Origin of the sequence: Oxalobacteraceae sp. CFBP 8761 (assembly GCA_014841595.1) — a bacterium.
Lineage (GTDB): Bacteria > Pseudomonadota > Gammaproteobacteria > Burkholderiales > Burkholderiaceae_D > Telluria.
Map to the genome: position 1 here is coordinate 233981 of JACYUE010000001.1, position 25326 is coordinate 259306.

A 25326-nucleotide genomic window follows, 5' to 3' on the forward strand; every position below is an offset into this window, starting at 1 on the left:
ATTGAACAGCATCAGAGGTATCGGGGGCGCGACGTCGGCGGCGTATAAAAGTGTTCTCTTTGGCAAGTCGCATGCTAGACTGTGCGGCTCATTTTCATGGTGACGCGCATGTCTCCCGCCTCGTTTGCCTGCCTCGGCTTGTTGCTCTGTGCTGCCCTGCATGCGTTCGATGCGCATGGCAGCGGTCTGCGCGCGCTGCGCATCACGGCGGGCGACACACCCGTGATCGACGGCGCCCTGGATGACCCCGCATGGCGCCGCGCGCCCGTCTACCAGGACTTCCACAAGCACCAGCCACGCGACGGCGAGCCTGCGCCTGGCGCCTTGAAGACCAGCGTGCAAGTGCTGGTCGACGACGGCGCGCTGGTGTTCGGTATCCGCGCCTGGGATGACGCGCCGCACCTGCGCCGGGGCCTGCTGGCGCGGCGCGACAAGGTCGGCGTCGACCAGGATTTCATCGGCATCTGGATCGACCCGGCCGGCCATGGCCGCAATGCCCAGTTCGTGCGCATCAACACCACTGGCGTGGTCAGCGACGGCATCCACCGCGCCGAGGATGACGAATCCGATCTGGGGCCGGATTTCCCGGTCGAGACAGCCGTGACCATCCTGCCCGACGGCTACAGCATGGAAGTGCGCTGGCCGCTGTCGAGCCTGCGCTTTCCATACGCCGATGGCCGCAACTGGCGCCTGATGGTCGAGCGCAGCATCCCGCATGCCGACGGCATGCTCCTGGTAACGGCGCCGTGGCGGATCGATGCGCTCAGCCACCTGAGCTTCCTGCAGGAGATCGACGGCATGGAGACCACCGTGGCAGCGGTGCGCGACCGCCGCTTCCTCGAGCTGCGCCCCGAACTGACGGTGCGCAGCGAACGCGCCGCCATGCCGGGCACGCGCACGCGAGGCAGCCAGGCCGAACTGGGCCTGGAAATCAATGCCCGGCCACGCGCCGACTGGGTGTTCAACGCCACCATCAATCCCGATTACTCGCAGGTCGAGATCGACGAGCCGGTGTCGCAGGGCGCCGGTAATATCGCGCTGTCGCTGCCCGAGAAGCGCGGCTTCTTCCTGGAGAGTGCGGACGTGCTGGGCTTGCCACTGCCGGCCTTTTATTCGCGGACCGTGAACGATCCCGAATACGGCCTGCGCGCGACCTGGCGCGGGCCGCATGCCGACGCCACGGCGATGAGCCTGCGCGATGAGCCGGGTGGCCTGATCCTGCGTGGCAAGCCGTACGAAACGCTGGAATACGGGCAGACCAAACGGACGGTCGCGAGCCTCGTGCGTGCGCGCTGGCACGGGGAAGGCTTGCTGCTGGGCGCGTTTGCGTCGCAGCGCGACTACCACCGTTTCGGCGGCAACGATGTCGTCGGCGTCGATGCCCAGTGGCGCGGCGAAGGGGCGGATGGCGAGCAGCAGCAACTGTCCGGCGTGGCGATGGTGTCGCGCACGACCGCGGGCTTTGTCGACGATGATGTACCGGCGCGGGTGGCGGGGCGCTCGGGCGGCTACCTGTGGGGGAAATCCCTGCACAAGACCGAACGCTGGTGGTACGAGGCCGAGGTCGAAGCGATCGCGCCCGGCTTCGTCAACGACAACGGCTTCGTGCCACAAGCGGGGATCGCCCGCGCCACCGGCTCGATCAACCGCATCCTGGGGCCGCAATCCCTGGGAGGGCTCGAGCTGTACGAGTTCGAGACTTACCTGGTCCTGCACGAGATGCGCACGCTGGCCGATCGGGTGACGGGGCAGGCCGGCGGCGAAACAGTCGAGCGCAAGCTGCGCCCCGGCGTCTGGCTGGCCGCGACCCGGCGCACGGGCGTGTGGGCCGAGCTGGGCTTCGACCGCCAGCGCGCGCGGCCGCTGGGACGCCTGCACGATACGCGCGTCATCAATGTCGGCATCGAAACGACGCCCGCGCCGTGGGTCTCGAAGATCGCACTGGAAGCGGCGCTGGGCCGCCAGCTGGACGCCGATGCCGACCGCGTGGGGCCGGGCGGGAACGTGATCCTCGACGTGGGCCTGCGCTTTCCCTTGCCGCGCGGCTGGTCCCTCGAGCTTGATCAACATGTGAACCGTGCCTGGGTCCAGGGCACGCTGGGCCAGCCGGCATTCTCCGACACGGCCTGGCGCGCGCTGGCCATCGTCCATTTCAGCCCGCGCGATTCCGTGCGGCTGCTGGCGCAGAACACGTGGGCCGCACGGCGCGACGATGGCGTCACGCAGCTCGAGGCATGGAACGACCGCCAGGTGCACCGTTCGCTGCTGTACCGCTACCAGTGGCGCCACGGCCGCACCGTGTCGCTGGGGATCGTCGACGACAAGCTGCCGCTGGTGGATGAACGGAGCCGGTCGCTGACCTTCAAGCTGCAATGGGAAGTGTAACCGCCATCAAAAGCCGGGGTCAGGTCTGACATTCGGACACGACCTCAGCCCTAGTCGCTCAAAAGCCGGGGTCAGGTCTGACATTCAGACACGACCTCAGCCCTAGTCGCTTGACTGAGCGGGGCATTGAGATTCCGACACCGTTTTAATCGATCCGCCCGGAATTATCGCTTTCAGGAAATCAAAAAACGGATGCTAGTGCAGAGGCCGTGTCCGAATGTCAGACCTGACCCCGCTTTTGCCGCTTTTGTTTTCAGTATCAAACGATCCGCCCGGAATTATCGCTTTCAGGAAATCAAAAAACTGATGCCAGCGTAGAGGCCGTGTCCGAATGTCAGACCTGACCCCCGCTTTTGTTTTGCGATGCTGGCGTGCGCTACGCAACCTGTGGCTCGGTGCTATGCTTGTGCCATGACTACTGATACCGATATTGAACTGTCCGGCGCCTTTCAGGCCAAGGACAGCAACGGCCGTACCCTCGACGTCAAAGAGATCCGCATTTTCGACGAGGGTTACGGGATCATCGATGTGTACGTGGAGTTTGCTGCCAAGCTCGATCCTGATGCCTATAAGGATACTGTCCTGGTCCGTCAACTCGTCGAGCGCCTGCGTACGCTTGGGTATGTGGGGCCTGACTTCGGCCACAGCGACCCGGGCCTGCAGGAAAGCCGTCTGATCGTGCTCGAGGCGCCGGAAGAATTTTCGGCGTTCGCCAAGAGCCGTGGCTGGAAGAATCTGGCGGAAGAGTTCGACGAGTAAGCTGCGGCAACGTGGCAAAACAATGGGGCCGGGTTCGTCATCGAACCCGGCCCCATTTTTGTACTACCTGCGCTTACGAACCCAGGCGCAGTTGCAGGCCCGTGTCGGTGTAGGTCGGCGTCACGGTAAAGCCGTCGACCGTGATGGTCTCGAACTTGCCCTTCAGGCTTGCCGCGCTGATGACGGTGAGCGTGTCGCCCACGGCCGGCTTGACGCCGTCCTGGAACTTGATGCGCAGTGTGCCGCCGCCGATGGTGGCCGCACCCGTCACGCTCATGCGGCCGCCCTGGGCCGCGCCCAGGCGCAGTTCCAGCGTCGCGCCGGTCAGCTGCGTGTACTTGCCGCCCACGACCAGGGTGGCCGGTGCGTTGCTGATCACGGTACCGCCGCCCGCGACATACACGTCACCCGTGCCGAAGGCCGTCGTCGACAGCGCTTCGAGCACGCCGGCGTCGACTTGCGTGCCGCCTGTCCAGGCATTCTTGCCGCCCAGCTTCAACGCGCCCGAACCTTGCTTGACCAGCTTGCCGCTGCCGGTGATGTCGTTGCGCCAGCGGTCTGCTGCATTAAAGCCACCCTTGCTCGCATCCATGTTCAGCACGACGTTGCCGGTGAAGACCGCATAGCCTTCGGCAGCAGCAAACAGGTTCAGGCGGCCCCAGCCTTCAGCATCGTCCAGCGTCGGATAGCCCGAACCGATTGCGGTCGTTTTCAGCACCACGCGGCGCTGCGCGTCGGTCAGGTACGGCAGGCGCGTTTCCAGCAGTACTTCGGCGCCTTTCGGCACGACGGCCGGCGCGGTGGTCGAACCGATCAGCGGCAGGCCGTAGGTCATGCGGCGCAGGTAGTTGGCTTTGCTGGTCGCGTAGTCGGCAAAACGGTCGTTCGCCGGCGTACCCGAGATGGCGTAGCTCGGGAAGGTGCTGGCGGTGGTGCCGGTCAGCTTCATCAGCGTGCTCTGGGCCTGTTCGCGGGCGGCAGCGCGCGTGGTGGCGCCGGCGGCGATCAGGTTGGCGGCGGCGACGGCTTGCGCCTGCACGCGGCCGCTGATCACGTCCAGCGGCGAGTGCATGCCGGCGTAAATCCGGCTCTCGCCCAGTTCGAGACCACGGCCGACCAGTTCCTGATAACGCTCCGGCAGCACATAGGCCATGGCGATCGCGTTGCGCACGGCTTCGGCCGAGTGGCCGCTGGTGAAGCCGCCGTCGGTGCTTGGCGTCGTGCTTTTGGCTGGCTCGAGCTGCGGCACGACCTGCACCGCGCTGCTCCAGCGGTAAGGGCGTGCGTATTTGTAGAAGCGCTTGGCCGGCTCGGTCGAACCGTTGCCGCCCATCGCATTGACCAGGTCGATGACCTTGCCGAACTCGGCGTTGGCGGCGCCGCCGACACCGTTGTTGTTGCCGCCATCTTCGTACTTGACCTTGATGGCATCCGCCGGCATGTCGTTGATGGTGGTGGTCGCGCGCGAAGCGCTGCGCCACGCATCGGTCAGCGGGCCCATGCCGCCGGTGACGCTGTAGCCCTTGCCGCGCCGGTCGTCCAGATACGCCAGCAGAGCCTGCTCCGAGGTGCGGCTGGCAGTGGCCTTGACCACGTAATCGATGTTGGCATTGTGCACGGCGGCGTTGACGATCGTGCCGCCATTGGTGCCGTCGTTCGGCACGCCGGTCCAGGTCGATGCGGCAACTGCGGGGAAGCCGTCAACGGCCGGGGCCGTCTGGCCTGCATCGACGAGTTCGGTTACCGGCTTCCAGATGGCGAGCATGCCGCCCAGGACGCGCACGCCGGCATTCGTGGCCAAGGTCGCGTAGCGGGCATCGCCGCGCTGGTTGGTGGCGGCGGTGTCGACAAAAGCAAGCACTGCCGGCACCGGCGCCGTGTCGGCCGCGCCCTGGTCCGCTGGCGCGGCCGGGATGACGATCGCGACATCGGCGGGTGCGTCGTCATGGTGATCGGAACCACCGCAGGCGGACAGGGCAAGTGCGGCGCCGATGGCGACGGCAAGCGGAAGACGGCGGAGAACGACCTGATGCATGTGAACCCTTCAATGGTAGTGAGGCGAAAAATTGAAGGGATGATAAGAAGTGCGTGTGACGTCATGATGACGCGCGGTCGGTTGCGCCCGATCACCGGCGGTAGGTAGCGGTGATCGGGCGCCGCCCTGCGTCAGTCGACCGTCACACCGGCGTCCTTGACCACCTTGCCCAGCTTGACCGATTCGGTGCGCATCAGGGTGCCAAACGCTTCGGGCGTGCCGCCGACGACCGGCGTGCCCAGTTCTTCCCACTTCTTGCGGAAGGCCGGATCGGCGAAGATCTCGTTGAGCGCCTGATTCAGGCGCATCACCACCGGCTTGGGCGTGGCGGCAGGCGCCACGATGCCGTGCCAGCCCGTGAAGTTGTAGCCGGTGAGGCCCGACTCGGCCAGGGTCGGCACGTCCGGCAAGCTCGGGACGCGCGTGGCTGTCGTCACGGCGATCGGATGCAGCTTGCCCGTCTTGATGTACTGGACCGAGCTGCCGAGGATATCGAACATGACATTGACGTGCCCGCCGAGGACATCGTTCAGCGCCGGGCCGGCGCCCTTGTAGGGAACGTGCTGCAGCCTGGTGCCCACCGCAGTGTTGAACAGTTCGCCCGCCAGGTGCTGCGGGGTGCCGTTGCCGGCCGAGGCAAAGCTCAGCATCTCGGGATGCTCCTTTGCCATGGCAATGAACTGCTTGACGTTCTTGACCGTCACCGAAGGGTGCACCTCGAGCACCAGAGGGAAGGCCGAGATCTGGATCACGGGTGCAAAATCCTTTTCCGGGTCGAACGGGATCGATTTGTACAGCGTCTTGTTCACCGCCATCGGCCCGCTGGCCGCCAGCAGGATCGTGTAGCCGTCCGGCGTCGACTTGGCCACCATGCCGGTCCCGATATTGCCGCCGGCGCCGCCCCGGTTGTCGATGATGACGGGAACCTTGAACTTTGCCTGCAGCGGTCCCTGGATCAGGCGCGCCATGGCGTCGGTCGGCCCGCCTGGCGGGTAGGGCACGACGAAGCGGATCGGCTTCGACGGATACACGTCGGCGGCGCCGGCAACGAGCGCCTGGGTCATGAACAGCGTTGCGAGAAGTACTTTCTTGAGCATGCTTTGTCTCCGGTTTGTCTTGTTTTGTTTTGGTGGGGTGGTACGTTGTCGTTCAGGGTGCCTGCTGCGCCAGGCGCCGTTTCAGTTCATGCACGGCGCTGTGCACCGTGGTCAGCACGGGCGCGCCCGCGGCACGGACACAGGCATCATGCGCGCGCGCCATGCTGAATTGCGCCAGTGCGATCGTCGCGCAGCCATCATCGATCAGCCGCCGTGCGCTGTCGGCGATGATCTCGTCATGCAGGTCGACGTCGCCCCGGTTGAGCGCATCGAGCGCGCCTTCGGCCAGCGCGCAGCGCAGTGCCACGCGCGCCGGAAATTCGGGCGGCATCGAGGCCAGGGTGGGGCCGAACGTCGCGATCAGCCCCACCGGGCCGGCCGCCTGACTGGCCTCGGCATCGGCAATCATGGCCTGGTTCGGCTTGAGCACGGGGATGTGCGGATAGCGCTGCGCCACCGCTTCGATGCACGGGCCAAAGGCCGAGCAGGTAAACAAGATGGCTTCGGCCCCGCTGCCAAGCGCGTAATCCGCCAAATCGGCGAAGCGCTTGTGCATCGCAGCGTCGAGGCCACGGCCGGATCGGGCCAGGTCGGCCGACAGCGAATCGTCCAGCAGATTCATGCGTGTGGCTTCAGGCCATTGCTCGGCCATGAAGGCATTGATCGGCTCGACCGAATGGCTCAGGGCGTGGATCAGGGCAATGCGCGGCGCCGGGCGGGTCGCCGCTGAAGGGGAGGCAGACATGATCATTGGTCCTCGATCTTTGGCAGTTCAGGCGCCAGCAGGCGCAACCCGGCCATCAACAGGCCATCGTAACGTGCGCGCTCGGCGGCAATGGTGTCTGGCGTCCAGCGATAAAAGCCTTCGCCCGTCTTCATCCCGTAATGGCCGGCGTCATAGCGCTGCGCCAGCACCCGGGCTGGCGTGGTATTGGCCGCCAGCGACGGGTACATGGTGGCGGCGGCCGGGCAGTGCACGTCAATGCCGGCATGGTCGCGCTGCAGCACGGGGCCGGCCGCAAGAAAGCGGAAGCCGAAGCCGAAGCGCACCGCAGCGTCGACATCCTCGGCCGTGGCAATGCCGGCATCGATCAGCGCAAACGCTTCGCGCGCCAGGGCATGCTGCAGGCGGTTGGCCAGGAAGCCGGGCAGGTCCTTGCGGACCAGCACCGGCACCATGCCGCAGGCACGCATGAAGGTCATCAACGACTCGGCCAGTTCGCCCGACGAGTTCGCACCAAGCACCACCTCGACCAGCGGCACCAGATGCGCCGGCATGAAGAAGTGCAGGCCCAGCATCCGCCCGGTTGTTTCCAGGTGTTCGCCGATGGCCGAAATGGGAAAGCTCGAGCTATTGCTGCACAGCAGAGTATCGGGGCGCGCGCGCTGGACCAGCTCGGCAAACAGTGCCTGCTTGAGCGCCAGCTTCTCTGGAATGCATTCGATGACCAGGTCGATGGCCTGCCAGTCGAGTTCATCGAGGCTGGCGCAGGTCGTGATGCGCTCGCGCTTGTGTTCCAGCCCGAGCTTGCGCAGCGTGTCGCCAAAATAGGTGTCGAGCGCGGCGCGGCGCGTGGCGCCAGGTTCGAGCACGATCGCGCGGCAGCCGGCGCGTGCCAGCACGATCGCCACGTCGGCGCCCATCGTGCCGCCACCTGCGACGAGGGCCAGCGCGTGCGCAGGCTTGGGAAGCATCAAGTTTTCCATGATCATTTTCGAAAAGAGAATGAACTTAGTTTGCGCTTCATCAAATTATCTGAGAAACGCATTTTTTCTATAAACTTATCGATTATGGAAATAAATCTATCCGCACGTGAGTTGCGTGCGTTTCTCGCCCTGGCCGACACGCTCAGCTTCAGCAAGGCGGCGCAGCAGGTCTGCCTGTCGCAGTCGGCGCTCTCGACTCTGATCAGTCGTCTGGAGGAGGGCTTCGGGAGTCGCCTGTTCTCGCGCACCACGCGCTCGGTCGCCCTGAGTGCCGCCGGTGAAGTGCTGGTCCTGCACGCCCGGCAATTGCTGGCCGATATCGAGCGCTCGGCCGCAGCGGTACGCGACGTGACGGCGCTGCACCGGGGCCGGGTGGCATTGGCGGCGATGCCCTCGCTGGCGGCGCGGCTCGTGCCACGCCTGTTCCGTGTCTTTCACCAACGCCATCCCGACATTGCGCTGTCGCTGGCCGACACGCTGTCGGAACCGGCATTCGAGCTGGTGCGCCAGGGACGCGTCGACTTCGCCATCACCGCCGCCAATCCGGCCTACCAGGATCTGGAATACATCCCGTTGACGACGGACGATTTCGTGCTGCTGGCGGCCCCTGGGCATCCGCTGGGCCGCGACAGTAGCCCGATCCGCCTGCCCGAGACGCTGCCGTATCCGCATATTTCGATGTCGCGCCACACCAGCGTGCGGCAATACGTGGACGCCGCCGCGCTGCAGGCGGGGATCAATTTTTATCCGGCGTTTGAAGTCGACCACCTGGCCACGATTGGTGCCATGGTGGTTGAAGAGCTGGGAGTGGCGGCCTTGCCGAGCCTGGCAGCCGATGTGATTGCCAGCGCCGGGCTGGTGCGGCGCGAGCTGGTCGATCCCGTGATCCGGCGTTCGATCGGCGTGGTCCGGCGCAGCGAAGGCGCGCTGACGCCAGCGGCGCAGGCGATGCTGGCGCTGTTGCAGGAGCAGATTGCTGATGGTTCTTGAACGGCGCGGCGATGGCCGCGCCGTGGGGGCTACCTGATCAGAACGCGGCGATGCCGGTCTGCGCGCGGCCGAGGATCAGCGCGTGGATGTCGTGCGTGCCCTCGTAGGTGTTGACCACCTCGAGATTGACCATATGGCGGATGATGCCGAACTCGTCCGAGATGCCGTTACCGCCCAGCATGTCGCGCGCCATGCGCGCGATGTCGAGCGACTTGCCGCACGAATTGCGCTTCATGATCGAGGTGATTTCGGGCGCCGCCGTGCCTTCGTCCTTCATGCGGCCCAGGCGCAGGCAGCCCTGCAGGCCAAGCGTGATTTCGGTCTGCATGTCGGCCAGCTTCTTTTGCACCAGCTGGTTTGCCGCCAGCGGCTTGCCGAACTGCTGACGATCCATCGTGTACTGGCGCGCCGTGTGCCAGCAATCCTCGGCCGCGCCCAGCGCGCCCCAGGCGATGCCGTAGCGGGCCGAGTTCAGGCAGGTGAACGGGCCTTTCAGGCCGCGCACGTCGGGGAACGCGTTTTCTTCCGGGCAGAACACGTTGTCCATGACGATTTCGCCGGTAACAGAGGCGCGCAGGCCGAACTTGCCGTGGATGGCCGGGGCCGACAAGCCTTTCCAGCCTTTTTCGAGCACGAAGCCGCGGATCGCGCCTTCATCGTCCTTCGCCCAGACGACGAACACATCGGCCACGGGCGAATTGGTGATCCACATCTTGGCGCCACTCAAGCTGTAGCCGCCCTCGACCTTGCGGGCGCGCGAAATCATCGAGCCGGGATCGGAGCCGTGGTTCGGCTCGGTCAAGCCGAAGCAGCCGATCCATTCGCCGGTGGCCAGTTTCGGCAGGTATTTCTGTTTGGTGGCTTCATTGCCGAATTCGAAGATCGGCACCATGACGAGCGACGACTGCACGCTCATCATCGAGCGGTAGCCGGAATCGACACGCTCGACTTCGCGTGCGATCAGGCCGTAGGCAACATACCCCATTGCCGGGCCGCCGTATTCTTCGGGAATGGTCGGGCCGAGCAAGCCCAGTTCGCCCATCTCGCGGAAGATCGAGACATCCATCGACTCGTGACGGAACGCCTCGAGCACGCGCGGGCGCAGCTTGTCCTGGCAATAGGCGGCGGTGGCGTCGCGCACCATGCGCTCTTCATCGGTCAGCTGGCTGTTCAGCAGCAGCGGGTCATCCCAGTGAAAAGCGGCTTTCTTGGGCGAGTCGGTACGGGTCATCGGAAATCCTGTCTCTGAATTCTGGTTAGAAGTTACCTGACCATTATAGAAACGTGCCGCAGCCCGATCTTTTCAAACTGCGACAGGCATTTTCATTTTTGACTGGCGGTGCTGCCGAACTTGCCGCCGTGGAAGATCAGCGCCGGCTGTGGTTGCAACTGGCATTCTTCGACCTCACCGACGAAGATGACGTGATCACCCTCTGGGTAGCGGCTGCGGTTGTGGCATTCGAACCAGGCCGACACGCCCTTGAGGATCGGCAGGCCGGTGCGCGACAGTTCGTAGTCGACACCCTCGAACGGGTTTTCGCCGCGGCGCGCAAAGCGCATCGCCAGGTCTTCCTGGCCGGCGGACAGCACATTGATCACGTAGTGCGAGTTGCCGCTGAAGATCGGCATGCTGTTCGCGCCGGCGCCCAGGCTCCACAGCACCAGCGGCGGGTCGAGCGAGACCGAGTTGAACGAGCTGGCCGTCAGGCCGCGGAAGGTGCCGTCGGCCAGGCGCGTCGTAATGACGGTAACGCCGGTCGCAAACTGCGACAGCGCCTGGCGGAAATGCGTGGTATCGAAGCCGCGCGTGGTCGCGCGGGCAGAAAGTGTATTCATGGTGTTCCTGGAACTGTGACGCTCATTATGCCACCGTCCTGCGCAAGCTTGCCGCGCCTTGCTCTCTAGCAGCATCGGCAGCGGGTCAATACAGCGGGCAGCCGAGCTTTGCGCTACATTAAGCTTATCGAAATTTTACGAAACAAGGTTCATCATGAGTGAGCAAACAACGGGCGACGTTGCCATCCTCGGGGGCGGCTGCTTCTGGTGCCTCGAGGCGGTGTTTCTCGAAGCACGTGGCGTCACGCGCGTGGAGTCAGGCTATATGGGTGGCCATGCCGACCAACCCACCTACGAGGCCGTCTGCAACGGCACCACCGGCCACGCCGAAGTCGTGCGCCTGGAATTCGATCCGTCGGTGATCAGCTACCACGACATTCTCGAGATTTTCTTCACGATCCACGATCCAACCACGCTCAATCGTCAGGGTAACGATGTCGGCACGCAATACCGGTCGGTGATCTTCACCACGTCGCCGGCGCAGGAAGCCGTCGCGCGCACCGTGATGGCCGAGATGGCCATGGTGTGGGATGCGCCGCTGGTCACGCAGGTATTGCCGCAGGAAACCTGGTACAAGGCCGAGGATTACCACCAGAATTACTTCGCGCAACACCCGTTGCAGGGGTATTGCGCGTTCGTGGTGGCGCCGAAGGTCGGCAAGTTCCGCGCGACCTTCAGCGACCGCCTCAAGGCATAACGATTACGGTTGCAGGCGGCTACGCGTCCAGCTGCCGTCCGGCTGGCGCTGGTAGACGATCCGGTCATGAAAGCGCGAGCGCCGGCCTTGCCAGAACTCGATGCGTTCCGGCACCAGGCGGAAGCCGCCCCAGTTGTCCGGGCGCGCCGGATCGTCACCGGCGGCCTGCGCCACGGCGTCGTAATTCGCTTCCAGCGCGGCGCGACTGGCAATCGGGCTGCTCTGCTGCGAAGCGATGGCCGCCACCCGGCTCTTGAGCGGCCGGCTGCGGAAATAATGGTCGCTTTCTTCGCTCGACGTCATCTCGACGCGGCCTTCGATGCGGATCTGGCGCTCGAGCTCGCTCCAGAAGAACAGCAGGGCGGCCTGGTTGTTGCCGCGCAGTTCCTGCGCCTTCTGGCTGTCGTAATTGGTGTACCAGGTAAAACCGCGCGGATCGAATTGCTTGATCAGCACGATGCGCGAGCTCGGCCGGTTGCCCGGGCCGACAGTTGCCAGCGTCATCGCATTCGGCTCATTCACTTGCGCGGCCAGTGCCTGCTCGAACCATGCTGTGAACTGCGCGATCGGGTCGTCCAGCACATCGTCTTCATTCAGGCTGGCCTGGCCGTAATCCTGGCGCAGGTCGGCCACTGCCTGGCCGACGCCGGCTGTCTTGGCTGCCGCCGTGGCCGATGCCACCGGCTGGTCAAACGCCTCGGGTGCCAGCAGGCCGCGGCGGCGCTGCATCGCCTGGCCCAGCTGCGCCATCTGCTCGGGCGAGAACAGGCGCATCGCCATCGGCGCCAGCGTGCTTTCCTCGCGTTCCATGTGCGCCGTATAGCGGGCGACGAAGCGCTCGACGGCCGTGCTGGAGAGCATGGTGCCGGTGCCGGTTTCGATCGCGGTCAGTTGCTCGTGCAGGTCTTGCCACAGGGCGTCCATGTCGTTGTGGTCCTGCACGATCGTCGGCGCCAGCGCCTGCAGCGTCGCGGCGTCGTCGCCCTGCGCGGTAGCGCGCAGCATCGGGATCAGGTCCTGCTCTTCGTCGTCGTGGTGCAGGTGCGCCGCCTTGTCGAAGTAGCGCAGCACGGCGCCGGCGGCGTCGCGTGCCTGCTTGTCGACGCCATGTTCGGCCAGGTGCGGCAGCAGCTTTTCGAGGGTGGACAGTTGTTTGCGGATGCGGCCATGGCAATGCTTGAGCACGGCGATCGGCTGGGAGAAATCGGGGGCGGTGTCGGGCAGGAGAGAGGTCATTGTTCTGTGGGAGACACGCAGGTTATTTGGTTGACGAACGATTATTCTAGTGTAGTCGCGAAAGACCTGTCCGCTACAATATCGGGATGAATCAATTACTTGAGCAAGGGGCGGCCGCAGCGCCCACGGAGGATGTCGACTTTGCGCGCCGCTTCGGCGGCATCGGGCGCCTGTATGGTGAGCCTGCGCTGGAACGTTTCCGCGCGGCGCACGTTTGCGTGATCGGCGTCGGCGGCGTCGGTTCGTGGGTGGTCGAGGCGCTGGCGCGCAGCGCCATTGGCCACCTGACCCTGATCGACCTCGACAACGTGGCCGAATCGAACATCAACCGCCAGATCCAGGCATTGTCATCGACCATCGGCATGCCGAAGATCGAAGCGCTGCGCCAGCGCATCGCCGAGATCAATCCATTTTGCCAGGTGACCCTGGTTGAGGACTTCATCGACCTGGAGAACATCGAAACGCTGGTGGCCAATCAGGGCTTCGACTACGTGGTCGATGCCATTGACAGCGTCAAGCCGAAAGCCGCGCTGATCGCCTGGTGCAGCGCCAACAAGATGCCGCTCGTGGTCGTGGGCGGCGCCGGTGGCCAGATCGATCCGACCAAGGTCGAGATCCGCGACCTGGCCCGCACCGAGCAGGAACCGCTGCTGAAAAAAGTGCGCAAGCTGCTGCGCGCGCAATACGGTTTTTCGCGCGGCGAAAAGCAGAAGTACCACATCGATGCCGTGTTTTCGATGGAGCCGTTGCGGTATCCAGAGACAGGCGACGCCTGCGAGATCGACGACAACGGGATCACGGGCCTGAACTGCGCCGGATTCGGTTCGTGCATGGTGGTGACCGCCACCTTCGGCATGGTGACAGCGGGGCAGGTGCTGCGCCGGCTGGCCGAGGCGGCCAATGCCCAGGCTGCAGCGGCTGCCAATGCCGCTGACGGGCAAACTGTGCAAGCTGAGGCTGCCTTGCTATCATAGGTCCCGATGCAACCGCCCGGTTGCGACCTTTTGATGGAAGAGCACACATGATTCGTCGATCCGCAGTCATCGCCCTGCTCCTGGTGGCGGGCAGCGCCCAGGCCCAGGAAGGCGCACAGGACGCCAGCAAGCCCGCAACCCAGCCGCCACCGGAAGCGCAGCAGCCAGCGACTGCGCCTGCTGCTACCCCGGTCACGCCGCCGGTCGCCGCCGAAACCCAGGCGCCGCAGGTCGAGATCGTCGATCGCGTGGTTGGCACCGGCAAGGAAGCGTCGCTGGGCAGCAATGTCGTTGTCAACTACACGGGCTGGTTCCACAAACCGCTGGCCAAGCAGCAGCGCGGTCGCAAGTTCGATTCGTCGCTCGACAACGGCCGCGATCCGCTGGAATTCCAGCTGGGCGCAGGTCGCGTGATCAAGGGCTGGGAGCAGGGCGTGGCCGGCATGAAGGTCGGCGGCAAGCGCACCCTGATCATCCCGAGCGCGCTGGCCTACGGCAAGCGTGGCGCGGGCGGCGGGATGATTCCGCCGGATTCGGATCTGATCTTCGACGTTGAACTCCTCAACGTGAAGTAATGCTTTAACAGCGCGGCCCGCTTTCGGGCCGCGCCGGTCCTTCAGTGCGCGTGCCCGTGCAGCGTGCAGTGATGATGGGTCGTGCCTTCCTCGACCTGCAGCGTGCAGTGATGAATCGCGAACTGCGCGCTTAACCCGTCCACCATCGCATCAATCGCGGCATCGCCCGGATACCCGGCGGGCATCACGACGTGCGCCGTCAGCGCCGTCTCGGTCGTGCTCAGCGCCCAGATGTGCAGGTCGTGCAGATCCGCCACGCCGGGCTGCGCGAGCAGGAAGCCGCGCACCTTGTCGGCATCCACGCCAGGCGGCACGGCCGCCATCGACAGCTGCACCGATTCGCGCAGCAGCGACCACGTGCCCAGCACGATGACCACCACGATCACCAGGCTCACCGCCGGGTCGATCCAGGTCCAGCCCCAGAACATGATGATCAGGCCCGAGATCGCCACGCCCAGCGACAGCGCCGCATCGGCCGCCATGTGCAGGTAGGCGCCGCGGATGTTCAGATCGCCCTTGCTGCCAGCCAGGAACAGCCAGGCCGAGAAGCCGTTGATCAGCACGCCGATGGCGGCAACGATCGACACCGTGGCCCCGGCTACGGGCGCCGGTTCGGCGAAGCGCTGCACCGCTTCCCAGGCGATGGCGCCGCAGGCGACCATCAGCAGCAGGCCGTTGCCCATTGCCGCCAGGATCGACGAGCCGCGCAGGCCGTAGGTGTAGCGGCCGGTGGGCACGCTTTTGGCCAGCACCGCCGCGCCCCAGGCCAGCACCAGGCCCAGCACGTCGGACAGGTTGTGACCGGCATCGGCCATCAGCGCCGTCGAGTGCGCGATGAAGCCGTAGGCGAATTCGATGATGACAAAGGTCATGTTGAGCCCGATCGCCAGCGCGAAAGCGCGGCCGTTGCATTCGGGAGAGGGCATGTGGTGGTGATGGTGGCCAAAGCCATGACCGTGATCGTCGTGCTTGTGATCGTCGTGCTTGTGCTTGTGCTCGTGCTTGTGATCATGGTCGTGATCGTGATCGTGATCGTGCTGGTGATGTTGGCTCATGCGTCCATTCCGGTGGCGGGTTCGGCGATGTGCTCGAACATAGTGGAAAGCAGGCTGCTGATGTGGGCGTCAGCAGCTGCGTAGAAGACTTGCTTGCCCTGGCGCTCGGCCTTGACGATGCGGGCCGCGCGCAGCAGGCGCAGGTGGTGGCTGACCAGCGAACTCGACAGCGACAGCGTATTGGCGATGTCGCCCACGGCGGTCGGCTGCGTCAGGCAGGCCAGCACGATGCGCAGACGCGTTGCATCACCCAGCAGGTGGAACAGGTCGGCCAACTGGCCGATCGCTTCCTCGGGCGGCGGGGCGATCGGCTGGGCGGCCGGGTGCGTGTGGGTGTGTTCGTGCATGCGACTCTAACATGTGAATAGGTGTTCACATGTTAGTGCAACGAGCCGCGCCGGGCAAGCACGGCGTAGTGGGTTACCGGTTCAGTGGCGTGGCTTGTCGCTCACCTGCCCATCGTCATCCCGAATCTCTGGCTGCCCCAGCCCCAGCTTCTGCAACTGCGGCAGGATCTTGCGCCGTTCGCCCACCGCCACCACGATCATCCGGTCCGGATCGAGCCAGCGGCGCGCCACCGCCTGCACGTCGTCGACGCCGACATTGGCCAGGTGCGTGGCCAGGTTGTCGTAGTAATCCGGCGGTAACCCGTAGACGAACAACTCCGTCAGGCTCGCGCCGATGTCGGCATTGGTCTCGAACTGCCCCGGCAGCGACAACAGCTGCGCATTGCGCGCCGCTGTCAATTCGTCGCTGGAGATCGGCTGCTCGCGCAGCAGCGCGACTTCGCGCAGGATTTCGCGCACCGCTTCGCCGGTCGCATCCTGCTGCACGCTCGCTTCCACCGAAAACGGCGCCGGCTGGCGGTCGTAGTCGAAGTGTGAATGGATGCCATACGTCAGCCCGCGCGTTTCGCGCAGATTGTTGTTGAGCCGGCTCGAGAACATCCCGCCCAGCACCCCGTTCATGATTTGCAGCGCCGGGAAGTCGGGCGTGTCGCGCGCCGGGCCCATCGTCGCCACCTGCAGCGCCGTCTGGCCGGCGTCCGGCTGATCGATCACGACCAGGCGCGCAGCGGTCGGTTTGGCCGGGCCAACCGCAGCCGCTGGGGCATCAAACGCCGTCCAGCCGCCGAACTGCGCCTGCGCCAGCGCTTCCAGTTCGGCGCGCGTGATGTCGCCCGTGACCACCAGCGCCGCGTTCGACGGCACGTAGTGGCGACGCCAGAAGCCCACGATGTCATCCCGCGTCGTGCGCCGGATGGCCGGCTCCAGGCCAAGCTGGCCATAGCCTTTCGGATGGCCAGCGCCGAACAGTGCGCCCGCCGCCGCCAGCGCGGCGACGGTTTCCGGGTCGTCGCGCTGCTGCGTGAGCGCGCCGAGGCGGTCCTGGCGCTGGCGCTCGATCTCGGCGGCCGGGAATGCCGGGCGCTGGACGATGTCGGCGACGATTTCCAGCGCGCGCGCAAAGGTGGACGTCAGGGCCAGCAGCGAGACGGTGGAGACGTCGTCGCTGCTGCCCGTGTCCATGAACGCGCCCAGCTGGGCGATGTCGTCGGCGATGGCGGGTGCACTGCGCGTGGCCGTGCCTTCTTCCAGCATCTGGGCGGTAAAACCGGCCAGGCCGGGCAGGTCGGATGGATTGGCGGCGCCGCCGCTGCGCACCACGAGCTGGCTCGACACGAGCGGCAGCGCCGGATTGCGGTAGTGGATGACGGTCAGGCCATTGGCCAGCGTGAAGGTCTCGCCAAGCGGCTGCCTGAAGCGCGGCGCCGGGCCGGCTGTTGGCGGCGTCGCGCGCCACGCTTCGGCCACGTTGACCGGGGCTACCGGCTTTGGCACGGCAGCGGCGCGGGCAGGCTTGCCGGCGCGCGGATCGTCCACCTTCGGCTTGCCCGGCACGCCCGTGACGACGGCGCGCGCCTGCTGCGGCAGCCAGGTCTGCACTGCGCGCTGGACGGCGGCGGCGTCGATGCGGCGCAGGCGCGCCAGGTCCTTGTCCAGGTAGCCCGGGTCGCCCGTGTACAGGTTGTAGTGATTGAGCTGCTCGGCCAGGCCATCGCCGCCCAGCTTTTCGAGCGACGCCAGCAGCGACGTTTCCAGGCTGTTGCGCGCGCGTTCGACCTCGCGCGCCGTCGGGCCTTCGGTGCGGAGCAGGGCCAGTTCGGCGTCGATCGCCGCTTCGATCTCTTGCGGCGTGTGGTCGGCGCGCGCCGTCACGTCGATGACGAAGGTCGACGCCAGGCCCAGTGAGCCTTGCGAGGCCGAGACGTCCTGCGCGATCTGGCGTTCGTAGACAAGTGACTTGTACAGGCGGCTCGACTTGCCGCCGCCCAGGATCGTGGCCGCCACCATCAGTTCGGCGTCGCCCGGTTGATAGGCCGGCGGCGTGAGCCAGCCCATGAACACGCGCGGCAGCTCGACGCGGTCGCGCACAACGACGCGGCGTTCGGCCGTGATCGGGGGCGTGACCACGTGCGGGCGCACCACGTCCGGCCCACGGCGCAGGCCGCCGAAGTAGCGCGTGACCAGCTCACGCACGCTCTGCTTGTCGATGTCGCCGGCGATCACCAGGCTGGCGTTGTTGGGACCGTAGTACTGGGTGAAGAAGGCGCGCACGTCTTCCAGGCGTGCGCTCTGGATGTCGGCGTGCGAACCGATGATCGAGGCCGCGTACGGGTGCCCCTGCGGGAACAGCGTGCGCGCCAGCGCTTCCTCGACGATGCCGTACGGCTCGCCCTCGACGGTCTGGCGCCGCTCGTTGCGCACCACGTCCTGCTGGTTGGTCAGCGCCTGCTGGTCGAGCACGTCGAGCAGGTAGCCCATGCGGTCGGCGTGTACCCACAGCGCCAGTTCAAGCTGGTTCGACGGCACGGTATCGTAATAGCTGGTGCTGTCGTACCCCGTGCCGCCATTGCTGTCGGTCGCGCCGGCGCCTTCGAGCAGGCGGTCGGCCATGCCGCGCGGGATGTGCGCGGTGGCCGCGAACATCATGTGCTCGAACAAGTGGGCAAAGCCCGTCAGGCCGGGCGCTTCGTTGGCCGGGCCGACGTGGTACCACAGGTTCACGGCCACGATCGGCAGGCGCTTGTCTTCGACCAGGATGACTTGCAGCCCGTTGGGCAGCACCAGCTTGTCAAAAGCGATCGACGGCACCGGCGCGGCTGCCGGTGACGACGCAGGGGCGGGGGGCTGCGCCTGGGCCGGGCCGGAGGCCGGCGCAGCGGCCAGCATCAGCGGGACCATCAGGGTAGGAATATTCAAGCATTCTCCAGATAATTCATTGGCAACGACGCCGGCGTCGGCCAGGCGACGCCCTGGCCAGCCGGCAGGGTGGGGGGCTGCAGGACACCGTCGAACCGGCCTCGCACAACACGCTATTATCGCGGATACGCGCGAAAGGCGTGGGCCGGCGCCGCCTTTACCCGCCTATTCGACAAAGCGCAGCAGCCCGCGCAGCGCATGCGCCACAGCCTGCGCGCGCACGGCCTGGCGGTCGCCCTGGAACACCAGACGCTCGGTCTGCACGCGGTCGCCCTGCGCCCAGCCGAAGCACACGGTGCCAATCGGCTTGCCGGGCACGCCGCCGCTCGGACCGGCGATGCCGGTGGTCGAGACCGCCACGTCGGCGCTGCTGTTGGCGACGGCGCCCGCGGCCATGGCTGCGGCCACTTCTTCGCTGACGGCGCCGAACTGGGCGATGACGGCGTCGGAGACATCGAGCATGTCGTTCTTGGCCGTGTTCGAATAGGTGACGAAGCCGCGATCGAACCAGTCGCTCGAGCCGGCAATGTCGGTGAGCGCCTGGGCGATGCCGCCGCCGGTACAGGATTCGGCCGTGGCCAGCATCATTTTTTTGGCGCCAAGCGTCTGGCTGACCTGATTTGCAAGATCGGTAAGTTCATGCGTCACGTGCGTCTCCTTGTGCAGTCGGCGGACGGGCTGTCCGTGTGATTCCATTCTAGCGCGCAGTGTCCCGGTACGGCATGCTGGCAGCAGAGCAGCCGCGTTGGATATTGCCATACGCAAAGATGCTATGCTCTCGGCATGGACGCATCGAAGGCAAAGTTGTTGTCGAACCCTGACAGATGTTCCGTGCGACATGCGGCTTGGCCGGACTGCTATGCTGGAACGCAGCTGGCCCTGTAACTGGATGCCTCTTTTTTGTTTTACGTAGATCTTACAATGCCGTACGGACGCATCGCATGTGGCCAGCCAGGGTTGGCCCGATCGTGAAGTCGCCAGCCCAAACGGGTCAGCGCCCCGCGCACACGCGTAGCCGTTTCGTGAAACGGTTCGTGGAGGAAGCATGAGCCGCCAGCGCTCGATTCGCAAGAAGCTGGTAGCAATGGTGATGACGACCACACTCGTCGCACTGCTGGTCTCGATCGCCCTGGTGGTGGCCTATGACCTGCGCAGCTATCACCACACGCTCGTCAATGACCTGTCGACCGACGCCGAACTGGTCGGCCACATGACGTCTGCCGCACTCACGTTCGACGACCCGCGCCTTGCCAACGAAGACCTGCTGCTGCTGCGGGCCAGTCCCCTGGTGCGCGGCGCCGCGATCTACGATGCGCGCGGCCAGCTGTTCGCGTCCTATTCGGCTGCCGGTGAACAGCGGCCCGCGCCGCAGCGGCTCGAACAGATCGACGAAAGCGGCAACGGCATCATGGTGGTCAGCCAGCCGATCGTCGAAAATGGCGAGACGGTCGGCACGGTCGTGATGCGCGCCGAGAACCGCATGCTGGCGCGCTTCATCGATTACCTTGCCATCGCCGTTGGCGTGACCCTGATCGCAATGGCGATCGCCTACCTGCTCATGCGCCGCTTCGGGCGCGTGCTCACGTCGCCGATCATCGCGATCACCGAAGTGGCGCGCGACGTGGTGGCCACGCGCGACTATTCGCGCCGCGCGCCGCGTATCGGCGACGACGAGGCGGCCGAGCTGGCCGACTCGTTCAACGCCATGCTGACGGAGATCGAAGGCCGCACGCGCGAGCTCGAAGATTCGCACAACGCCACCCTGCGCACCGCCACCGAGCGCTCGCACGCCCAGCAAGAGGTGATGCGCCTGAACGAGCAGCTCGAGCAGCGCGTCGATGAGCGCACGCTGCAGCTGGCGCTGGCCAACGCCGAACTGGCCAACGCCAACGAAGAAGCGCGCAGCGCCAACCAGGCCAAGTCGGCGTTTTTGTCGTCGATGAGCCACGAGCTGCGCACGCCGCTCAATGCGATCCTGGGCTTTGCCCAGATCCTGACCTCCGACACGCTGCCGTCGACGCTCGAGCAAAAGAAGGAATTTGCCAACCACATCCTCAAGTCGGGCCGGCACCTGCTCACGCTGATCAACGAAATCCTCGACCTGGCCAAGGTCGAATCGGGCACCATCACGCTGTCGATGGAACCGGTTGCGCTGGCCGACATCCTGCTCGAGTGCCGCACGATGATCGAGCCGATCGCCGCCACGCGCAAGGTGCGGGTGCTGTTCCCGGACGTTGACGGCGCCGTGGTGATGGCCGACCGCACGCGCCTCAAGCAAGTGATGCTCAATCTGCTGTCAAATGCCGTCAAGTACAACCGCGACGAGGGCGCCGTGGTGCTCACGTGCGACCAGACCACGCCCACGCGCATGCGCCTGTCGATTCAGGACACCGGCAACGGGCTCAATCCCGAGCAGGTCGCGAGCCTGTTCCAGCCGTTCAACCGGCTGGGCCAGGAGTCGGGCACGCAGGAAGGCACCGGTATCGGCCTGGTGGTGACCAAGCGCCTGGTGGAGCTGATGGGCGGCGAGATCGGCGTGACCAGCAGCCCGGGCGTGGGCAGCGTGTTCTGGATCGAGCTGGCCAGCACCGCGCCGCGCACGTCCAGCCTGGCCGAACGCGCCGCCCCCGGCGGCGGCGGGGCGACCTCGCCCGCTTCCACATCCGACACCGCGCCGCGCCTGCTGCTGTATGTCGAGGACAACCCGGCCAACCTGCGCCTGGTCGAAGAGATCGTGGCGTTCCGGCGCGAGCTGCGCCTGCTGTCGGCGCACGACGGCCATCTGGGCCTGCAACTGGCGCGGGCGCACCGCCCCGACATCATCCTGATGGACCTGAACCTGCCCGGCATGAGCGGCTTCGAGGTGCTGCGCCAGCTGGGGGCGGACCCGGAAACCGCGGACATCCCGGTGATTGCGCTGACCGCCAATGCCATGCCGCGCGATATCGAGCGCGGCGTGGCAGCGGGCTTTCACCGCTACCTGACCAAGCCGATCGACATCGAGAAATTCACTGAAGCGATCAACAGCACCCTGGCGGAGGGCCCTGACCTGGCCGCGTCAGGCGAAAGGAACCACCCATGATTTCCCTGTCCGACATCAGACGGGCCCGCATTCTGGTCGTCGATGACGAACCGGTCAACGTCCAGCTGCTCGAATATCTCCTGAAGACCACGGGCTATGAAAACGTCACCTCGACATTCGATCCGCGCCAGGTCGTCGCGCTGCACCTGAAGCACCGTTTCGACCTGATCATCCTCGACCTGCACATGCCCGGCATGGACGGCTTCGACGTGATGGAAGCGCTGAAACCCCTGGAGAGCGATTCGTGGCTGCCGGTGCTGGTGGTGACGGCCGAACCGGACAAGAAACTGGCGGCGCTCGAAGCCGGCGCGCGCGACTTCATCGGCAAGCCGTTCGACACGGTCGAGGTCATGACGCGGATCCGCAACCTGCTCGAGGTGCGCCTGCTGCACCGCGAATCCCTTGACTACGGCAGCGAACTCGAACGCCAGGTGCGCGAGCGCACTGCCGAACTGGCGCGCTTTCGGGGCGCCATGGACGCCACGCCCGATGCGCTGTTCCTGATCGACACGGCCAGCATGGCGATGGTCGACGTCTCCGAAGGCGCCTGCCGCATGCTGGGTTTTTCGCGCGACGCGCTGCTGCGCATCGATCCGGTGGCGCTGGGCCTGGCCTCGCGCACGCAGCTCGAGCGCCACATGGGTGCGGCGGCGCAGGGTGGGCGGCCCGAACCCGACATCGTCGAGACCGACCTGCTGCGCGCCGGCGGCGAAGGCTCGGTGCCGGTAGAAATCAGCTGGAAGCTGCAAGACCCGGAAGGGCAGCGAAACGCCCAGCGCATGCTCATTGCCGTGGCGCGCGACATCAGCGAACGCCTGCAAGCCCAGGAACGGCTGCGCCACGCGGCCAGCTACGACGCGCTGACCGGCCTGCCGAACCGCACGCTGTTCTTTGAAAACCTGCGTGGCACGATCGAGCTGGCCCAGGACAAGAACTGGCGCGTGGCGGTGCTGTGCATCACGCTCGACCGCTTCAAGGTGATCAACGATTCGCTCGGCACTGCGCCGGGCGACGAGCTGCTGCGCCAGTTCAGCACGCGCCTGGTGCGCTGCGTGAAGGTGCGCGATTCGGTCGGGCGCCTGGGCGGCGATGAATTCGCGTTGATCCTGACGATGCCGCGCGAGCAGCAGGATGCCGTGAACATGGCCAACGAAGTACGCGAATCGCTGCGCCTGCCGTTCGACCTGCACGGCCAGCAGGCCGCGCTCACGGCCAGCATCGGCATCGCGATGTACCCGGACGACACGATCGACCCCGGCACGCTGGTCAAGTACGCCGACACGGCCATGGTGCGGGCCAAGGAAGCGGGGCGCGACGGCTACCGCTTCTTCACCGCCGGCATGAACGTGCAGGTGCTGGCGCGCCTGGACCTCGAACTGGCGCTGCGCGGCGCGCTGGCGGACAACCAGTTTGTGCTGCACTACCAGCCCAAGCTGGAACTCAATACGGGCCGCATTGCCGGCAGCGAAGCGCTCTTGCGCTGGAACCGGCCCGGCTATGGCCTCGTGTATCCGGCCGAATTCGTGCCGGTGATGGAAGAGACGGGCCTGGTCGTGCGCGTGGGCGACTGGATCATCAACGAAGCCTGCCGCCAGATCGCTGCCTGGAACGCGGAGGGTGTGCGCGACGTGCGGGTGGCGGTGAACGTCTCAAGCCGCCAGTTCGTCGAGGGCGACCTGGAAGACGTGGTGCGCAGCGCCCTCGAACGCCATGGGATCGAGGCGGGCCTGCTTGAACTGGAGCTGACCGAAAGCGCGCTGATGCAAAATGTCGAGCGCACGACGGCGGTACTCACGCGCCTGAAGGCGCTGGGAATCCGCATCGCGATCGACGACTTCGGCACCGGCTATTCGAGCCTGGCCTACCTGAAGCGCTTCCCGATCGACAAGCTCAAGATCGACATCGCATTCGTGCGCGACATCATCACCAATCCGGACGATGCGGCGATTGCGCTGGCCATCATCAGCATGGCGCACAGCCTGCACATGCAGGTGGTTGCCGAAGGCGTCGAGACTCGCGCCCAGATGGCCTACCTGCGGCGCAACCGCTGCGATGAAATCCAGGGCTTCTACTTTTCGCGCGCGCTGCCGGCGGCACAGCTAGCCAAGCTCGTGGTGTCGAACCGCGCCAATCCGAACGAGCCGCCGGAAGTCATCGACAACGTGCAGACGCTGCTCATCGTCGACGACGATGTGAACGTGCTGGCTGCGCTGCACCGGCTGTTCCGGCGCGACGGCTACCGCGTGCTGACGGCATCGTCATCGAGCGAAGGCTTCGAACTGCTGGCCCTGTACCACGTGCACGTGATCCTGTGCGACCAGCGCATGCCGGTGATGAGCGGGACCGAGTTTCTCAGCAAGGTCAAGGAGATGTATCCGGAAACGATCCGCATCATCCTGTCGGGCGATACGGGCGTGGAGGCGGTGCTCGATTCGATCAACCGCGGCGCGATCTACCGCTTCTATACCAAGCCGTGGGACGACATGGAACTGCGCGACAATATTAGGCTGGCGTTTCGCCATTACTGGATGACGCATGGGCCGTATGACGACCGCAAGGCGCCGCGCGAAGGCGATGCTCCCACGCACGGGGACACCGCGCATCAGGCGCCGCTGAAGTGATCCCAGCCTGACAGCGCCAGATCGAGCGCCACGCCGTGCGCATCGACCAGGCGCAGTCCGGGTGCGGCGTCGATCGTGCCCACCCGCGTGACCGGCGTGCCGGCCTGTGCCCCTGCCGCCAGCACGGCCTCGCGCGCGGCGCGCGGCGCGGTAAAGCACAACTCGTAATCGTCGCCGCCGGCCGCCGTGAAGCGCCGCCGCAATGCCGGCGCCTGCTGCGCCAGCACCGGGCCGGCCGGCAGCGCATCGACGTCGAGCGTCGCGCCCACCCGCGAGGCTTGCAGGATGTGGCCAAGGTCGCCCACCAGGCCGTCCGAGATATCCAGCGCTGCATGGGCAACCGGCAGGCTGGCCAGCGCCAGGCCGAGGGCCACGCGCGGCGTCGGCAGGTGCATGCGTGTGGCCGCCTCTGCATGCAATGCCGGGTCGAGTTCGAGTTCGTTCCAGTAGCCCGCCAGCGCCAAGCGCGCATCGCCCAGCGTGCCCGAGATCCAGATGTCGTCACCCGCCTGCGCCGCATCGCGCCGCAGCGCGTGGCCGGGCAACAGTTCGCCGAACACGGTGATGCAAATGTTCAGCGGCCCTCTGGTCGTGTCGCCCCCGATCAGCTCGCACCCATGCGCGTCGGCCAGGGCGAACAGGCCTTGCGAGAAGCCGGCGAGCCAGTCCGGGTTGGCCTCGGGCAGGGCGAGCGCCAGGGTAAAAGCGACGGGGCGCGCGCCCATGGCGGCCAGATCGGACAGATTCACGGCCAGCGCCTTGTGGCCCAGCATGCGTGGGTCGGCGCCGGCAAAGAAGTGGCGGTCTTCCACCAGCATGTCGGACGAGATGGCAAGCTGGCGCCCCGGCGTGATGGCGAGCAGGGCGCAGTCGTCGCCGATGCCCAGAGGCGCGCGGCCAGGCTGGTCGCGCTTGAAGTAGCGCTTGATGAGGTCGAATTCGGAGAGCATGGCGGCGATTGTACCGTGGCGCCTACCGCCAGCCAGCCCGGACGATTTTGCTGCAACCGCACAT

At 65.9% G+C, this 25326-nt stretch carries 20 protein-coding genes; 8 read left to right on the forward strand and 12 right to left on the reverse strand.

Annotated features, from left to right (window positions below):
* Window positions 1–108: 108 nt before the first annotated feature.
* Entirely contained in the window at window positions 109–2385 is a 2277-nt protein-coding gene (locus tag IFU00_01050) for a hypothetical protein (GenBank protein ID MBD8540863.1), read from the forward strand.
* 411 nt (window positions 2386–2796) lie between these two features.
* Complete coding sequence (locus tag IFU00_01055; protein ID MBD8540864.1) at window positions 2797–3144, forward strand: hypothetical protein; 348 nt, start codon at window positions 2797–2799, stop codon at window positions 3142–3144.
* A 73-nt stretch (window positions 3145–3217) separates the two neighbouring features.
* Here the strand turns inward: IFU00_01055 and IFU00_01060 are convergent, their stop codons facing one another.
* From IFU00_01060 to IFU00_01075, 4 genes are all read right to left on the reverse strand, one after another.
* Entirely contained in the window at window positions 3218–5179 is a 1962-nt protein-coding gene (locus IFU00_01060; GenBank protein MBD8540865.1) for a phosphatase PAP2 family protein, read from the reverse strand.
* Window positions 5180–5310: 131 nt separating this feature from the next.
* On the reverse strand, window positions 5311–6276 hold the full coding sequence (locus IFU00_01065; protein ID MBD8540866.1) for a tripartite tricarboxylate transporter substrate binding protein: 966 nt from the start codon (window positions 6274–6276) through the stop codon (window positions 5311–5313).
* 52 nt (window positions 6277–6328) lie between these two features.
* The gene (locus tag IFU00_01070) at window positions 6329–7021 is read right to left on the reverse strand and encodes an arylsulfatase (protein MBD8540867.1); all 693 of its coding nucleotides are present in this window, start codon (window positions 7019–7021) and stop codon (window positions 6329–6331) included.
* Between the two features lie 2 nt (window positions 7022–7023).
* Entirely contained in the window at window positions 7024–7989 is a 966-nt protein-coding gene (locus IFU00_01075) for a 3-hydroxyacyl-CoA dehydrogenase (GenBank protein ID MBD8540868.1), read from the reverse strand.
* A gap of 78 nt (window positions 7990–8067) precedes the next feature.
* On the opposite strand from IFU00_01075, the gene IFU00_01080 reads away from it, so the two are divergent.
* Window positions 8068–8973 carry a LysR family transcriptional regulator gene (locus IFU00_01080; protein MBD8540869.1) on the forward strand — a complete coding sequence of 302 codons (906 nt, stop codon included), beginning with the start codon at window positions 8068–8070 and terminating at the stop codon, window positions 8971–8973.
* Between the two features lie 37 nt (window positions 8974–9010).
* Here the strand turns inward: IFU00_01080 and IFU00_01085 are convergent, their stop codons facing one another.
* Window positions 9011–10204: an acyl-CoA dehydrogenase gene (locus IFU00_01085; protein MBD8540870.1), complete on the reverse strand. Its 1194-nt coding sequence runs from the start codon at window positions 10202–10204 to the stop codon at window positions 9011–9013.
* A gap of 92 nt (window positions 10205–10296) precedes the next feature.
* Window positions 10297–10809 carry a flavin reductase family protein gene (locus IFU00_01090; GenBank protein MBD8540871.1) on the reverse strand — a complete coding sequence of 171 codons (513 nt, stop codon included), beginning with the start codon at window positions 10807–10809 and terminating at the stop codon, window positions 10297–10299.
* Between the two features lie 154 nt (window positions 10810–10963).
* Between IFU00_01090 and msrA the strand changes: the two genes are divergently transcribed.
* Window positions 10964–11506 carry a peptide-methionine (S)-S-oxide reductase MsrA gene (gene msrA / locus IFU00_01095; GenBank protein MBD8540872.1) on the forward strand — a complete coding sequence of 181 codons (543 nt, stop codon included), beginning with the start codon at window positions 10964–10966 and terminating at the stop codon, window positions 11504–11506.
* Between the two features lie 3 nt (window positions 11507–11509).
* On the opposite strand, the gene pdxH is transcribed toward msrA, so the two are convergent.
* A complete protein-coding gene (gene pdxH / locus IFU00_01100; protein ID MBD8540873.1) occupies window positions 11510–12742 on the reverse strand; it encodes a pyridoxamine 5'-phosphate oxidase in 1233 nt (410 codons plus the stop codon).
* 86 nt (window positions 12743–12828) lie between these two features.
* Here pdxH and tcdA point away from each other — a divergent pair, with 86 nt between their 5' ends.
* Complete coding sequence (tcdA, locus tag IFU00_01105; protein ID MBD8540874.1) at window positions 12829–13716, forward strand: tRNA cyclic N6-threonylcarbamoyladenosine(37) synthase TcdA; 888 nt, start codon at window positions 12829–12831, stop codon at window positions 13714–13716.
* Window positions 13717–13763: 47 nt separating this feature from the next.
* Entirely contained in the window at window positions 13764–14291 is a 528-nt protein-coding gene (locus IFU00_01110) for an FKBP-type peptidyl-prolyl cis-trans isomerase (protein MBD8540875.1), read from the forward strand.
* A gap of 41 nt (window positions 14292–14332) precedes the next feature.
* Here the strand turns inward: IFU00_01110 and IFU00_01115 are convergent, their stop codons facing one another.
* The 4 genes from IFU00_01115 to IFU00_01130 all read right to left on the reverse strand — a co-directional run bounded on the left by IFU00_01115 (window position 14333) and on the right by IFU00_01130 (window position 19305).
* Window positions 14333–15346 carry a cation transporter gene (locus IFU00_01115; protein ID MBD8540876.1) on the reverse strand — a complete coding sequence of 338 codons (1014 nt, stop codon included), beginning with the start codon at window positions 15344–15346 and terminating at the stop codon, window positions 14333–14335.
* Window positions 15343–15693, reverse strand: a complete 351-nt coding sequence (locus IFU00_01120; GenBank protein MBD8540877.1) for a helix-turn-helix transcriptional regulator — start codon at window positions 15691–15693, stop codon at window positions 15343–15345. Before IFU00_01120 ends, IFU00_01115 begins: the two co-directional genes overlap by 4 nt.
* Window positions 15694–15774: 81 nt before the next feature.
* On the reverse strand, window positions 15775–18591 hold the full coding sequence (locus IFU00_01125; protein ID MBD8540878.1) for an insulinase family protein: 2817 nt from the start codon (window positions 18589–18591) through the stop codon (window positions 15775–15777).
* Window positions 18592–18774: 183 nt separating this feature from the next.
* Window positions 18775–19305 (reverse strand): CinA family protein, encoded by a 531-nt coding sequence (locus IFU00_01130; GenBank protein ID MBD8540879.1) that lies wholly within the window; start codon window positions 19303–19305, stop codon window positions 18775–18777.
* 349 nt (window positions 19306–19654) lie between these two features.
* Between IFU00_01130 and IFU00_01135 the strand changes: the two genes are divergently transcribed.
* Both IFU00_01135 and IFU00_01140 read left to right on the forward strand, forming a co-directional pair.
* The gene (locus tag IFU00_01135) at window positions 19655–21691 is read left to right on the forward strand and encodes a response regulator (protein ID MBD8540880.1); all 2037 of its coding nucleotides are present in this window, start codon (window positions 19655–19657) and stop codon (window positions 21689–21691) included.
* Window positions 21688–24312 carry an EAL domain-containing protein gene (locus tag IFU00_01140; GenBank protein ID MBD8540881.1) on the forward strand — a complete coding sequence of 875 codons (2625 nt, stop codon included), beginning with the start codon at window positions 21688–21690 and terminating at the stop codon, window positions 24310–24312. The genes IFU00_01135 and IFU00_01140 overlap by 4 nt, the downstream gene beginning before the upstream one ends.
* Here IFU00_01140 and thiL read toward each other — a convergent pair.
* Window positions 24294–25262, reverse strand: a complete 969-nt coding sequence (gene thiL, locus IFU00_01145) for a thiamine-phosphate kinase (GenBank protein MBD8540882.1) — start codon at window positions 25260–25262, stop codon at window positions 24294–24296. The two genes, IFU00_01140 and thiL, sit on opposite strands and share 19 nt — an antisense overlap.
* Between the last annotated feature and the right edge of the window lie 64 nt (window positions 25263–25326).